Genomic DNA, 14457 nt, shown 5'->3' with positions numbered 1-14457 from the left:
GGAGATTCCACTCTGTATAAACGATTCGATTTCTTCTTTACTGATCAGCGCCCAATCCCCCATGAATACTTTGTTTCATGACGCCACAAGCTGCTGCCCATTCGATCATTTTTTTCGGGCTAAAACCGGAAGAAATACCATAAAGCAAGCCCGCCGTAAATGCATCACCGGTACCAATCTGATCCGTTACGAATGGCAACGTATGAATGGTAGAATAATAAAACTGCCCTTCATGTGCCAGGCCGGCAAAATAAACATGGTTTAATCCCTCTACTACCCTAAAGCTCATTGCAAAAGTATGGAGCAATGGCATTTTATCTTTAAGAACGGAAAAGCAATGTTCAAAGCGATCTCTGTAGGTCAGGCCTTCTTTCGTATCGATCCCAAAATAAATGGCGATGCTGTCCAGATCCGCCACTGCCACCTGACAATAACGGAGTAAGTCCGGCATTACTTCTTTTGCTTCCAGGCCATAGTTCCACAATTTCCTTCGGTAATTAAAGTCTGCGGATATGGTGATTCCCTTTTTACAGGCAAGTTCGATTGCCTCATTACAAACACCGGCCGCTCCGCCAGACAGTGCTGCCGCGATACCCGACCAGTGAAACAAAGTGGTATCTGCCAACTGTTTTTCCCAGTCGATCATTCCTGTTTTCAATTGAGCATAAGCAGAGCCGGAACGGTCATAAATCACTTGCGTTGGCCGTAGATGATTGCCATTTTCCACGTAATAAGTACCCAATCGCTCTCCTCCTTTGGCTATTCCACTGGTATTGACGCCATATTTGCGCAATTCTCCGATGGCCATTTCCGCCAGGTCATTATCAGGAACCCTGCTCACCATCCTACTGTCCAGGCCTAACCTGGCCAATAACACGGCAACATTTGCTTCTGCACCGGCAACATGGATATTTAAGGCCTTAGACTGTACAAACCTCAAACCCTTTTGCGTATTGAAACGCAGTAAAAGTTCGCCAAAACAGGTAATACACGGAGTAGCATTCATGGGTACTAAATTAGCTTAAACCAATTCAAATAAAGCTTCAATTTCTACGGGGATATGGTCAGGTAGAGAACCCATGCCTACTGCACTTCTCACACCGATTCCATTTTCAGAACCCCATACGGATTCAAACAGTTCACTACAACCATTGATCACATAAGGATGACTTCCGAAGTTTGGAGTACAGCCTACCATTCCCAAAACTTTAATCACACGTTTTATAGCATTGAGACTTCCAAGATTGGTTACAATGGTCGAAAGCATGGTCAGGCCAACCTGACGGGCAGCTAATTTCCCCTGGTCTTTGTCCATATCGTCGCCAACACGCCCGATAATTAAAGAACCATCATCCTGAACGGGACCATGACCAGAGAGGTACAAATATTTACCATCAATAAGGTAAGGTTTATAGATTCCCAATGGTTTTGGGGCAGGAGGCAATGTTAAGCCTAACTTTAAAAAGCGGTCTTGAGCAGATGTTGTCATAAGAAATTAATTAGGGTATACTAATTTATCAAATATATCAAACCAATACTAATTTGCATAAATTTTGCAAAAATAAGCGATTTAAATTTCAATTCGCTTAGAAAACTGGCTACACAATAAACCCTCAACCCGCATCATGCAAAATAATTGCAAAAAATACAGATAAAGGGTGTGATTTATGTTATGCTTTAAAACCAGATGGTTTTATAAAAATTAAAGAGGAATGGAGAACAGCGGGATTTCGAGCCCTGAAGCCATCACTCTGGTTTTACTGCGATGGACCAAAGAGGCCCAGAAGCCATATTTATTAGGGATCATGATCAGAAGATCAGCATCGAATGCTTTAATTTCTTTTGCAATCTCCTTAATTACGGCATTAGACTTCACATTCTTATAGTAATAGCTCACTCCGGCAAGGCCGTTTCCAATGGCATCTTTTTCGGTTAATACGCGCTCGCCGGACTGCAATTCTTCAATTGCATTGTTCACATGAAAAACTTCTACTTCTGCATTCAGACTGATCGCTAGCTCCTGAATTCGTTTCAAAATTTGTGCCGGCACTCCCCGAAGCACATCACAGGCAAATAAGATTCTTTTCAACCCTTCAAATTTCGCCCCGACAGGAACTGCGATCACCGGAAATTTCAATTGCTTAATTGCGGCAGTAGTCGTATTTCCGATCAAGTCTTGTTCCAGTGTTTTAGAACCCATTCCAAGAATGAGCAGGTCAGCCTCATACTTTTTAATGACATCGCTCAACTCATCCCCTACAAAAGAAAAGCGGGTTTCAAAACCTACTTCTATGCCATAGTTTTTTGCAATAGCTAATGCACGCTCCTGTAAGTGGTGGTTGTTCTCATCTAGTAACTTCTGGACACTGGAGGCTGGTAAAATCGTATTGGAAGCATGGTGCGGAAGGACGTAAGAATTGAATAAAATCAGTCTTGCCTTACTGTGTTTTGCGGCAGCGGCAGCATAAGCTACGGCATTCTCTGCGACATCGGAAAAATCTGTTGCGACAATGATTGTAATCATAAGATATCAATATATAGGTTATCCGTAAATTAACTAATAGTTTCATTGATCAGCATAGGAACCCCTGCTTAGAAATTAATTTGACATTAATCAAACTATAAACTTAATTCAGCATGACAATCCTGATGTTTTAAGCAAAACACCGATATTTGACCTGTTTTAAATCCATACGATGAAAAATATACAAGTAATTGCTTTCGATGCAGATGATACCCTTTGGGTAAATGAGCCCTACTTTTTAGAAGCAGAGCAGAAATTCTGTGCCTTACTGGAAGATTACCTCCCACACCATAGTGTTTCGCAGGAACTCTTTAAAACTGAAATGCAAAACCTTCCTTTATATGGCTATGGCGTAAAAAGCTTTATGCTTTGCATGATAGAGACGGTGCTCCGGATCACTGACAATACTGCGAATCCTGAAATACTCTATAAAACGATTCAATACGGACAAGATTTGCTGAATAAACCCATTGAATTATTAGATGAGGTGCAGCAAGTGCTGGAGGCCTTAAAAGGAAAATACCGATTGGTGGTAGCCACCAAAGGAGATCTTTTAGACCAGGAAAGAAAACTGGAGAAATCTGGCCTGGCCCCTTATTTCCACCATATTGAGATCATGAGTGACAAAAAAGAAAAAGATTACCTGAAACTTCTGAAACATTTAGATTGCAAGCCTGAAAACTTCCTGATGTTAGGGAATTCTTTAAAATCAGATGTGATCCCTGTTTTGGAGATTGGCGGTCATGCAGTACACATCCCCTACCATACCACCTGGGCGCATGAGCAGATCGACCATACCCTGGAACATGAAAACTTCCATCAGGTTAAATCATTGGCAGAGATTTTACCACAATTACTTTAAGCATTACCATTTTACAATTAAGCGACCATGACACAAATTTTAGACTTAAATACCTGGTCAAGAAAAGACCATTTTCATTTTTTCAGCCAGTTTGAAGAGCCTTTTTTTGGCGTAACTGTCAATGTAGACTGTACCATTGCTTATGCGACTGCGAAAGCAAAAGGCATTTCCTTTTTCCTGCATTACCTCCACAAATCGTTACAAGCGGCAAATTATGTTCCTTCTTTCCGTTACCGCATTGTGGAAGATCAGGTATGGATATATGATCAGGTGAATGCTTCGCCAACTATCGGCAGAGCAGATGGCTCTTTCGGCTTCTCTTATATGGATTATCATGAAGATTTTTCCGAGTTCAAAGTGATCGCTGAAAAGGAAATGGAAACCGTAAGAAACAGCACTTCGCTTTTCCCTGCCGGCTCCGGAGATTGTGTGATTCACTATTCGGCCCTGCCATGGGTAGATTTTACTTCAATGTCCCATGCCAGAAGCTTTACCTTTGCAGACAGTAATCCGAAGATCTCCTTTGGTAAACTAACGGAATCTGAAGGAAAAAGAACAATGCCGGTATCCATCCACGTCCACCATGCTTTAATGGATGGTTTTCATGTTGGTCAGTTTATTGAACGCTTCCAGGAACTGCTAAACGAAGCTTAAACAGATGGAAGAATTCTGGAAATATATCAAAAGCTATGCGACGATTTCCATTGTTGCACAGGAGGCCTGGCAGCAATTGTTAAGTACGCAGCAACTAGCCCGACAGGAATACTTATTGATGGAAGGCAGTACCCCTAATAAGGTTTCTTTTGTTAAAAAAGGACTGCTTTCCTATTTCTATACCGATAAAGACGGCGCTACCGTCATCAAGAAATTCTTCCCTGAACAAACGCTGGTGGCCTCCACCAGCGCCATGCTCTTAAAGGAACCTGGTAAATTTACCATCCAGGCATTGGAAGCCACAGAAATCATCAGCTATCCTTTTGAAGGCTTTCGTCTGCTGACTGAACAGTTTCCGGACATTGCCAGGTTTTATATCCAATACCTGGAACAACATTGGGTGATAGAAAAGGAGATCGGCGAAATCAGTCTGAAGTATGAAACTGCCGGACAACGGTATGCCGGTTTCAAACAAAACCATCCGCAATTACTACAGCGCCTAAAGCTGCACCATATCGCCTCCTATCTTGGGATTACGCCTACACAGCTCAGCAGGATAAGAGCAGAATTGTAAAAGCCTCAACCTATGTAAACAGTTCCTTGTTAAAAAAGCGCTTTCTTTGCAGCAGTTATGATAGGGATCTGATGAAAAACAACTTAATAAAAGGAAGTATTCTGGTGGGGCTGGGCTCAGCGAGTTATGGAATGTTGGCAACATTTGTCAAAATGGCCTATAAGGAAGGTTATACTACCGCGGAAGTCACCATTTCGCAATTTACCATAGGCGTTATCGGTTTATTGCTCATCAGCATGTTTACCAAACGTCAAGGTACAAAGGCCAGCAGCTCCGCAATCGCAGCAGGAAGCAAGCAACCTTCCAACTGGAAAAGCCTGTTAAAGCTAATGGTTGCCGGAACAGCGATGGGACTAACCAGTACTTTCTACTATTTATCGGTTCAATATATTCCCGTGAGTGTGGGTATCGTGTTGTTGATGCAAACGGTATGGATGGGGGTAATCCTGGAAATGATCCTGCACAAAAAACGACCTGGAAACCGGAAGATTATTTCCGTACTGATCATCATAGGAGGAACGATACTGGCAACCAACCTATTACAATCATCGGTTACTATCGACTGGCGTGGCCTGGGCTGGGGAATGTTAGCGGCACTATCTTATACCATTACCGTATATGCCTCCAATGGGATCGCACTTCATTTGCCGGTGGTCAGAAGGAGTCTGTATTTGGTACTGGGTGGATTGATCATCATTATGCTCATTTTCCATGCTTCATTGAACATGAATTTCTCCTTTGACATCTTTTGGCGATGGGGAATCGTCCTTTCTCTTTTCGGAACCATCCTTCCCCCATTACTTTTTACCATGGGGATGCCCCTTACCGGAGTCGGACTGGGTACCATTATCGCGGCCGTAGAAATACCGGTCTCGGTACTGATGGCGCATTTTATTTTAAAAGAACCTGTTAATCTAATGCAGTGGGCAGGAATTGTCCTGATCCTGGCGGCAGTAATATTAATGAATATAGAAAAACCAAAGCGGGCCTCTTAAAGCCCGCTGTTAGCAATTATTTATTTTTTTTTATTGCATCAAGGCGCGTTTTCTGCTCCTTGATTCTATTTTCCAGTCTTGCTTGTTTCTCGGTATCTTCCGTTTGCTGCTCAACAGGAGATTGGTTGATCCATTCTTCGTACTGTTTTTCCTGATGTGCATTATGTGTTTTCAATTTATCCTCCAATGCTGCACGTTTGGCTTTTAAATTGGCCAGAGTACTTTCCCATTCTGCTTTTTCAGATTCCGCTACTTCTTTCAATTTAGCTTCAGCTTCCTCGATATCGGCCTGAAGTTTATCCAATTCCGTTTTTACCGGAACAAAGACTTTCTCATCCAGATTAAAGCGTTTCAGTTCAACACTCAATGGTCCAAGTAAGGCATCCACTGGTGTTTCCCAACTTTCCCATACATGTGCAATCAAAACGGATTTGCCATCAGGGATATTTGTAGCAATTTGATCCAGATAATCTGATACACCTTCTGCTTTCAAAGTTTCTCCCGCGGAACCAGCGATCATACCACCAGCCAGACCAACAATAAATCCAAGCGGCCCCGCCAGCAGACCTATTAAACCACCAATCACACCACCTGTTAGTACTCCATTTCCTGCTGACTCATTTTTCGCCGACCGGATATTTACTTTTCCATCTTCATCACGTGTTAATATATAGGTTTCACCAACTGAAATATCGTTTGTCAGGTTAAGTTCCTGCAACGCTTTTAAACCTTTAAATGCCTCTACTTCTGTATTGAATAAGGCTTGAATCATTTTTTCCATGGAAATGTATTTTGTTCTTAATTAAGTGATATAACTACAAATCAGCAGATAATTTGTTTTAATATTGAGGTCTCTTCCTCCATTCCCCGGTATTGCTCTAAATTCTGCTTACAGGCCATAAATAAACCAAATTATTTTTCAGTTGTTTACCTATAAAGATTTGACACAAAAAAATAGGGTTATGAAAAGTCCAAAACATAAAACCAGGGAGAAAGAAATATCCGAAGTCAGTAGAAAAGCAAAGGTAGCAGAGCCGGAGAACCAAACCTCCGCAAAAGACGCTAAAAATGTGCCTGTAAATAAAACTAAGGCTGGTATCAGGTCGGAGAAGTTATGAAATAAACAGGAGTATATTTATTTAAAAAAATTGTAATTATTTTTTTAACAGAGTTTTATAAATTAACTGAAAACCATATATTTATATAAGCAACTCTTAAAAAACACCCTCAAAATGAATATAGACCCTGTAGACAACATTGTTAATTACAAGATGGGATTCATCTATTGGAATCCTCAAGATTCCCGATTATTTGTGCCTAAGCGCGAAAGATCTATGGGACACACGCTGAACTTTGCGCATAAGATGAATATCCTCATTTTACTGGCCATAAGTATACTGTTTGTCTATACCCTTCTTTATCTCCCATAAGTTTAATTACGGGAGATAAAGAAAGGGCCAGATTTTGCCGGGGATTAAGCTTTCACTTCTTCAAAGAAATAAAGGATCAGCATAATTGCTTTATCCTTCCCAATATTTGTTGGCGTATGGGGTAACCGGCCGTCAAAAAGTAAAGAATCGCCTGCTGACAATTCAATCTCCTGATCTTCAAAATGATATTTCACACTTCCTGCCAGGATGTATTTGTATTCAAAAGCCTCGGTCCTCACCATTGGCCTTGAAGCATTTGGCTCCAGCTCCAGCAACACGATATCTACCGTGGCATTTTTGATAGATTTAGTCAGGATACGCTTGTATAAAAACCCCAGCGCCTGTTCCTTTTCAAATGATTCATATTCAGATTTTCTTTTGACCACTACCGGTGCTTTGTTTGCACTGTCGGAAATGTCTTTAAAAAACTGGTTTAAGTCTACATCAAGGGATTTGATGATATCGATCAATACCATTAAAGAAGGAACCGTACGGTTATTTTCAATCTGAGAAATCAGGCCCTTGCTTACGCCTGCCCGATCTGCCAACTCCTGAATGGTGATGCCTCTTTCTTTTCTTATTTCTTTTATCCGGTAACTGATTTTCAGGATTACATCCTCTTCCATAGTACTTATTATTGTCCAAAAATAATCAAATTATAGCCGTAGCAGTACCATGTAATGGTTAATTTATCGGGTCAAGGTCTTTATCCTTTTGTTTAGTGAGGTAATACACCGGAATTCCGGCCAGCATAATCAGCACCCCCCATCCACAGGTACTCATTTTAGTGACCAGTAAAGACACACAAAAAACGGTAGCGAAGATGATGTATAACATTGGTAATACCGGATAACCGAAAGCACGGTATGGACGTTCTGCGTCTGGCATCTTTCTTCTTAAAATAAAAATGCCCAGAATAGTCAGGATATAAAAGATCATCACGATGATCATTACAAAATCAAGCAGCGCTCCGTATTTTCCGGTCAGGCATAATGCTGATGCCCAAAGACACTGAATCCATAATGCCCAGGCAGGTACGCTTGCCTTATTTAAGGTGGCCGCTTTCTTAAAGAAAAGACCATCCTTAGCCATCGTATAGTATACCCTTGCTCCTGCCATAATCAGCCCGTTGTTACAGGCAAATGTAGAAATCATGATCATCAATGCGATAATGATGGTTCCGGCATTTCCAAAAATATGCTGGGCAGCCACTACGGCTACGCGGTCAGATTTGGCAGTGGCAATATCATTCATAGGAATCACGGCCACATACATCAAATTGGCCAGTACATAAATCACACTGACAATGAAGGTCCCCAGAAACAAGCTGAGTCCGACGTTACGTTTCGGATTTTTGATCTCTCCGGCAATAAAAGTAACCCCATTCCAGGCATCACTGGAAAACAAAGAACCTACTAAAGAAGCAGAAATGGCGGCAAAAAGCACGGAACCACCGATGGTCATCCAGGAGCCTGTTTCTACATTGAGCGACTTCAGACTCCAGGCATCTGCCCAGTTGGCATTCCATATTTCTGCTTTTGCCCCCAGTGTAAAACCAAAAACGATTAAACCGAAAAGTGATAATATTTTAATGATGGTTAGAAATGTTTGCAGGGTTTTGCTGTCTTTTACCCCACGACTATTGAGGTAAGTCAGGAAAACAATGGTGACAATCGAGACCAGCTGAGCGGCACTCAGTGCAAAATACTCCGGAGTTCCGTTAGCAGCGGTTCCTGTCTGCAATTGCCAAAGGATGTTGGTATCACTTAAAGGTTCGTATAAGTAGGCGGAAAACTTGGAAAAAGCCACGCCTACAGCGGCGATAGTTCCCGTCTGTATCACGGCAAAAAAGCTCCATCCATATAGAAAAGCAATCAGTTTATTGTAAGCTTCTTTCAGGTAAACATATTGTCCGCCTGCTTTAGGAAACATGGCACTCAGCTCTCCGTAACTCACCGCAGCGATTACCGTAACCAGGCCAGTCAATACCCAGATCACAATCAGCCAACCCGCAGAACCTACCTGTCTGGCAATATCCGCACTCACAATAAAAATACCGGAGCCGATCATTGATCCTACGACGAGCATGGTACCATCTAATAATCCAAGTTCTCTTTTGAAAGAGCCATCTTGACTTTCTTTTTCCATTTAGTTTGTTTTTAACACCTTCGAAGAATTCATCAGGTTTGGTTGTTGGTTTTCAAAATTTGAGCTGCTTCATGACCTAATTAACCAGGCCAGCAAATATTGACTGAACGTAGGTATTTAAAGGCATACAATTAATTGTGGTTCAATTTGATGCTTTCATTTTGTTTGGTTAGTTTGTGCTAATATATTTAAAAAAATTAAAAACCGGTGACCTGCAAAGGCATTCGAAATATTAAATTATATTTTATAAAAAAAACCTTAACAATCAGTTCATTAAAAATTTGCTTTTTAAAAGAACACTGTTAATTTTACGTAGCTCTATCTGATCTGTGAACGCGCTACTCCATACCGAAGGAGTAATCTATACCCCGTAAAACAAAAAATAACCAAATAAACTTAAACCAAGTATGGAGTTCTTACAAAAAAATCTAATTTACTTTATCCCCTTGCTGGGTTTAATCGGCATTCTCGTAATGGCCATAAAAAGTGCCTGGGTGAACAAACAAGATGCTGGTGATGCGAAAATGCAGGAACTCGCAGGCTATATAGCCGATGGAGCGATGGCCTTTCTGAAAGCAGAATGGAAAGTGCTCAGCATTTTCGTGGCATTTACCGCAGTATTACTCGCCTGGTCCGGAAACATCCATGAAATAAATGGCGTTGTCTTACATTCCAGCTGGATCATTGCGGTTGCATTCGTTATTGGCGCTGTATTTTCTGCCACCGCAGGATATATCGGCATGAAAGCCGCCACGAAAGCCAATGTAAGGACCACGCAGGCTGCCAGAACCAGTTTAGCGAAGGCCTTAAAAGTTTCCTTTACCGGCGGAACAGTCATGGGATTAGGTGTTGCCGGATTGGCAATTTTAGGTTTAGGAGGCTTGTTCATTGTTTTCCTGCAGGTATTTAATGTCATTAATGCCAACAGCACCGAGATGAAAACAGCGATAGAAGTGCTTACCGGCTTCTCTTTAGGAGCTGAGTCTATCGCGTTATTTGCCCGTGTTGGTGGTGGTATTTATACCAAAGCTGCCGATGTAGGTGCGGATTTAGTGGGTAAAGTAGAAGCGGGAATCCCCGAAGATGACGTTAGGAACCCCGCTACGATTGCTGATAACGTAGGCGACAATGTTGGTGATGTAGCCGGAATGGGCGCCGATTTATTCGGTTCTTATGTAGCTACTATCCTGGCCACCATGGTATTGGGACAGGAAATTGTAGTTGATAAGCTAAATGGCGTTGCTGTAGATCAGCTGAATGGCTTTTCGCCGGTATTGTTACCCCTGGTGATCTGCGGTCTGGGCATCCTCTTCTCTATTGTAGGCACCTGGTTTGTGCGGATTAAAGGCGAAGATTCTAATGTACAAACGGCCTTAAATCTGGGCAACTGGAGCTCTATTATCCTGACTGGTATTGCCTGTTACTTTATCGTGATGTTTATGCTGCCTCCTCAGCTGCACCTTCGTGGTGTAAGTTTTACTAAAATGGATGTTTACTGTGCCATATTAGTCGGTCTGGTGGTAGGTACCCTCATGAGTATCATTACGGAATATTATACCGCAATGGGTAAAGGCCCTGTAAAATCAATCATTCAGCAGTCCGGAACAGGACATGCTACCAATATTATTGCAGGATTATCTGTAGGGATGAAATCTACGGTTGCCCCTATTCTGGTACTGGCAGGTGGAATTATCTTCTCCTATGCTTTTGCCGGTTTATATGGTGTGGCGATTGCTGCTGCCGGTATGATGGCCACTACGGCCATGCAACTTGCCATTGATGCTTTTGGTCCGATTGCAGACAATGCCGGTGGAATTGCGGAGATGAGTCAGCTTCCTCCGAAGGTCCGTGAGCGTACAGACAACCTGGACGCCGTAGGAAACACGACCGCAGCAACGGGTAAGGGATTTGCTATTGCTTCCGCTGCGCTAACCTCACTGGCTTTATTTGCCGCTTTTGTGGGGGTTGCGGGGATTGATGCCATAGACATTTACAAAGCACCTGTGCTGGCCGCCTTATTTGTTGGGGCCATGATTCCATTTATCTTCTCTGCCTTGTGTATTGCAGCGGTAGGAAAAGCGGCTATGGAAATGGTTCAGGAGGTTCGTCGTCAGTTCCGCGAAATCCCGGGAATTATGGAATACAAAGCCAAGCCTGAATATGAAAAATGCGTAGCCATTTCGACCAAAGCCTCTATCCGTGAAATGATGTTGCCGGGTGCAATTGCACTATTGGTACCGATCATGGTAGGTTTCGGATTTAAAGACGTATTTCCTGCTGTGAGTTCCGCCGAAATGTTGGGTGGTTTACTGGCAGGTGTTACCGTATCCGGCGTCCTCATGGGAATTTTCCAGAGTAATGCAGGTGGAGCATGGGACAATGCCAAGAAGTCTTTTGAAAAGGGAGTTGAAATTAACGGGGAGATGTTTTATAAAAAATCTGAGCCACATAAAGCCTCAGTTACCGGTGATACCGTAGGCGATCCATTCAAGGACACTTCGGGTCCCTCTATGAACATTCTAATCAAGCTAATGTCTATTGTATCGCTTGTCATTGCCCCTTACATAGCCGTAGGCGTGATGCCGGAGGTTAAACAGCGTCAGGAAATCATTAAAGAAATCCGGGTGATGAAAACGATAGATGCTAATGGAAAAGAGCGGATTGACACCATAAAGAACCTGTTAGACACAATTACTGTCAAACCATAATATTACGATTGTTACTAATAAAAGGGATTTTGAATAAAAATCCCTTTTATTTTTAAACATCTTTATTTAGGTTTGACAATCTGATTACAAAAAAAAAGACTATAGACAACCTTTTACTAAACTTTAAACTATGAATTTTAGAAAGTCAATCGACTTACTTACAAAAGAAGCTTCCGAAAGCGGAGAAGGGGCACTGAAGAGAACCCTGGGCCCCGTAAATCTGGTTGCTTTGGGTATTGGGGCCATTATCGGTGCTGGATTATTTTCCATTACAGGTTCAGCAGCGGCCAATAATGCCGGCCCGGCGATCACCATTTCCTTTGTTATTGCAGCAATAGGTTGCGGTTTTGCAGGTTTATGCTATGCAGAATTTGCTTCGATGATTCCTGTTGCGGGAAGTGCATATACCTATTCTTATGCCACCATGGGCGAATTAGTAGCCTGGATTATTGGTTGGGATTTAGTACTGGAATATGCGGTTGGTGCAGCTACAGTTTCTATTAGCTGGAGCCGATACCTGGTCAAGTTTCTCGAATATTACGACCTTCACCTCCCCGCACAGGTAGTGATGTCGCCATTTGACACAGCTACCCTTGCCGATGGAACGATCGTTAACGGTATGTTTAACTTACCTGCCGTGTTTATCATTGTATTAATGTCAATGGTGTTAATCAGAGGAACTAAAGAATCAGCGATCATCAATGGTGTTATTGTAGCCATTAAGGTGGTTATCGTATTCATCTTTATCTTCTTAGGATGGAAATACATCAATGCAGACAATTACTCTCCATATTTTATCCCTGCGGATAAACCAGGTCATGCCAGTTTCTTTGAAAACGGATGGGGTGGTGTCATCAGAGCAGCGGGTATTGTATTCTTCGCTTATATTGGTTTTGATGCGGTATCTACTGCAGCACAAGAAGCTAAAAACCCGAAGAAAGATATGCCAATCGGTATCCTTGTTTCGCTATTCATCTGTACTATTCTTTATATCTTATTTGCACACGTAATGACAGGTGTAGCCAACTACGACTTATTCAAAGGTCAGGATGGTATTGCTCCGGTTGCTGTTGCGATTGACAATATGGGTGTTAAAAATGCAGCAGGTATAGTAACGCCAGCTTACCCATGGTTAAACAAAGCGATTATCCTTGCGATTTTAGGTGGTTATTCTTCTGTAATCCTGGTGATGTTACTTGGACAGTCGAGAGTATTCTTCTCGATGAGTAGAGATGGTTTATTGCCAGCTGTATTCTCTAAAGTTCACCCTAAATTCAGTACTCCTGCGAAGAGCAATATTTTATTCATGGTATTTGTGAGTTTATTCGCTGCTTTTGTTCCGGCAAGAGTTGTGGGTGAAATGACCAGTATCGGTACCCTGTTTGCCTTTATCCTGGTATGTATTGGTATCATTATCCTGAGAAAACGTATGCCTGATCTTCCAAGAGCATTTAAAGTACCAATGGTACCGCTTATCCCGATCCTGGGTGTTGTGGTATGTTTAGGAATGATGATTTTCCTTCCATTGGATACCTGGGTTCGTCTATTGGTATGGATGATTATCGGTGTAAACGTGTATTTATTCTACGGAATCAAAAACAGTTTATTGTCAGACAATAATCCGGTAACACTTGCCAGGAGTAATAAAGTAGTTTCTTTCATCGGTTTAGCCTTAGCGGTATTGTTGATTATTGTGGCGATTATCCACCACCATACCACCAATGGAACTGATACTGGATTGTACTACTTCTCTCTGGTATTTGCTGTAGTACATATCTTCATCTACGTATATCGTGCTGCCACCTCTAAAAACGTGAAAGCCAAACTATAAGCCTCCTTTACTAAAAGGAAGTACATTTTAAACATAAAAGGCCCTGGTTCATCTCATGAACCAGGGCCTTTTTGTTTTCACATCAGGTCACCATTTTATTACAAAATACTATACCTTTGCAGCATAAATCAGCTGCTATGGAATTTAATTTCAGTCAAATACTCTCTTGTTCAATGATCATGTTCGCGATCATTGATATCCTTGGTGCCATCCCTGTGGTCATCGAACTTAGAAAAAAAGCCGGTCATATTCAATCTGAAAAAGCAACTATTGTGGCTACAGCATTGATGATTATCTTTCTTTTTGCGGGAGAAACCTTATTAAAAGTAATCGGTCTGGATGTAGAATCCTTTGCGATTGCAGGCTCCTTTGTGATCTTTGTGATTGCGATGGAAATGGTGCTCGGACTCACCATTTTCAACGAAGATGTTCCTGAAACGGTGTCTATCGTTCCATTGGCCTTCCCATTAATTGCGGGTGCCGGAACCATGACTACCCTATTGTCATTGAAGACAGAGTATGCCACACAAAACATCATTGCTGGTATCCTGATCAATATGATGTTTGTGTATTTTGTATTAAAGAACACCAATCGTTTAGAGCGACTTCTTGGTAAAGCCGGATTGAACGTCTTAAGAAAGGCATTTGGAATCATCCTACTGGCCATTGCCATTAAGCTATTCAGAAACAACACGGGTTTGTAATCTACAACCCCTCCATACCTAAAAATG

At 41.9% G+C, this 14457-nt stretch carries 15 protein-coding genes; 9 read left to right on the top strand and 6 right to left on the bottom strand.

From position 1 onward, the window contains the following. Window positions 1–37: 37 nt before the first annotated feature. From OQX61_RS06820 to OQX61_RS06810, 3 genes are all read right to left on the bottom strand, one after another. Window positions 38–1006, bottom strand: coding sequence for a sugar kinase (locus OQX61_RS06820; RefSeq protein ID WP_265840891.1), 969 nt, complete (start codon window positions 1004–1006; stop codon window positions 38–40). Between the two features lie 15 nt (window positions 1007–1021). Then, the gene (locus OQX61_RS06815; RefSeq protein WP_265840890.1) at window positions 1022–1489 is read right to left on the bottom strand and encodes a RidA family protein; all 468 of its coding nucleotides are present in this window, start codon (window positions 1487–1489) and stop codon (window positions 1022–1024) included. Between the two features lie 213 nt (window positions 1490–1702). Continuing rightward, window positions 1703–2524 (bottom strand): universal stress protein, encoded by an 822-nt coding sequence (locus OQX61_RS06810; protein WP_265840889.1) that lies wholly within the window; start codon window positions 2522–2524, stop codon window positions 1703–1705. Window positions 2525–2696: 172 nt separating this feature from the next. Between OQX61_RS06810 and OQX61_RS06805 the strand changes: the two genes are divergently transcribed. The 4 genes from OQX61_RS06805 to OQX61_RS06790 all read left to right on the top strand — a co-directional run bounded on the left by OQX61_RS06805 (window position 2697) and on the right by OQX61_RS06790 (window position 5609). Further along, window positions 2697–3386 (top strand): HAD family hydrolase, encoded by a 690-nt coding sequence (locus OQX61_RS06805; RefSeq protein WP_265840888.1) that lies wholly within the window; start codon window positions 2697–2699, stop codon window positions 3384–3386. Between the two features lie 27 nt (window positions 3387–3413). Then, entirely contained in the window at window positions 3414–4040 is a 627-nt protein-coding gene (locus OQX61_RS06800; RefSeq protein WP_265840887.1) for a chloramphenicol acetyltransferase, read from the top strand. 4 nt (window positions 4041–4044) lie between these two features. Further along, a complete protein-coding gene (locus OQX61_RS06795) occupies window positions 4045–4614 on the top strand; it encodes a Crp/Fnr family transcriptional regulator (protein WP_265840886.1) in 570 nt (189 codons plus the stop codon). Between the two features lie 71 nt (window positions 4615–4685). Beyond that, entirely contained in the window at window positions 4686–5609 is a 924-nt protein-coding gene (locus tag OQX61_RS06790; RefSeq protein ID WP_265840884.1) for a DMT family transporter, read from the top strand. A 16-nt stretch (window positions 5610–5625) separates the two neighbouring features. Here OQX61_RS06790 and OQX61_RS06785 read toward each other — a convergent pair whose 3' ends face one another. After that, window positions 5626–6390 (bottom strand): DUF1269 domain-containing protein, encoded by a 765-nt coding sequence (locus tag OQX61_RS06785; protein WP_265840883.1) that lies wholly within the window; start codon window positions 6388–6390, stop codon window positions 5626–5628. 181 nt (window positions 6391–6571) lie between these two features. On the opposite strand from OQX61_RS06785, the gene OQX61_RS06780 reads away from it, so the two are divergent. Both OQX61_RS06780 and OQX61_RS06775 read left to right on the top strand, forming a co-directional pair. After that, entirely contained in the window at window positions 6572–6727 is a 156-nt protein-coding gene (locus tag OQX61_RS06780) for a hypothetical protein (protein WP_265840881.1), read from the top strand. A gap of 114 nt (window positions 6728–6841) precedes the next feature. Further along, window positions 6842–7039, top strand: coding sequence for a DUF5808 domain-containing protein (locus OQX61_RS06775; protein ID WP_265840880.1), 198 nt, complete (start codon window positions 6842–6844; stop codon window positions 7037–7039). A 44-nt stretch (window positions 7040–7083) separates the two neighbouring features. Here the strand turns inward: OQX61_RS06775 and OQX61_RS06770 are convergent, their stop codons facing one another. Both OQX61_RS06770 and OQX61_RS06765 read right to left on the bottom strand, forming a co-directional pair. After that, window positions 7084–7665, bottom strand: coding sequence for an XRE family transcriptional regulator (locus tag OQX61_RS06770; protein ID WP_265840879.1), 582 nt, complete (start codon window positions 7663–7665; stop codon window positions 7084–7086). Between the two features lie 58 nt (window positions 7666–7723). Beyond that, complete coding sequence (locus OQX61_RS06765; RefSeq protein ID WP_265840878.1) at window positions 7724–9187, bottom strand: amino acid permease; 1464 nt, start codon at window positions 9185–9187, stop codon at window positions 7724–7726. 407 nt (window positions 9188–9594) lie between these two features. On the opposite strand from OQX61_RS06765, the gene OQX61_RS06760 reads away from it, so the two are divergent. The 3 genes from OQX61_RS06760 to OQX61_RS06750 all read left to right on the top strand — a co-directional run bounded on the left by OQX61_RS06760 (window position 9595) and on the right by OQX61_RS06750 (window position 14430). Then, window positions 9595–11895 (top strand): sodium-translocating pyrophosphatase, encoded by a 2301-nt coding sequence (locus OQX61_RS06760; RefSeq protein ID WP_265840877.1) that lies wholly within the window; start codon window positions 9595–9597, stop codon window positions 11893–11895. Between the two features lie 130 nt (window positions 11896–12025). Then, a complete protein-coding gene (locus tag OQX61_RS06755; protein WP_265840876.1) occupies window positions 12026–13726 on the top strand; it encodes an amino acid permease in 1701 nt (566 codons plus the stop codon). A gap of 137 nt (window positions 13727–13863) precedes the next feature. Continuing rightward, window positions 13864–14430: a MarC family protein gene (locus OQX61_RS06750; protein WP_265840875.1), complete on the top strand. Its 567-nt coding sequence runs from the start codon at window positions 13864–13866 to the stop codon at window positions 14428–14430. The last annotated feature ends 27 nt before the right edge of the window (window positions 14431–14457 follow it).

It is taken from the genome of Pedobacter sp. PLR, assembly GCF_026239675.1.
Classification (GTDB): Bacteria; Bacteroidota; Bacteroidia; order Sphingobacteriales; family Sphingobacteriaceae; genus Pedobacter.
This window is presented reverse-complemented; position numbering and strand designations above follow the sequence as displayed.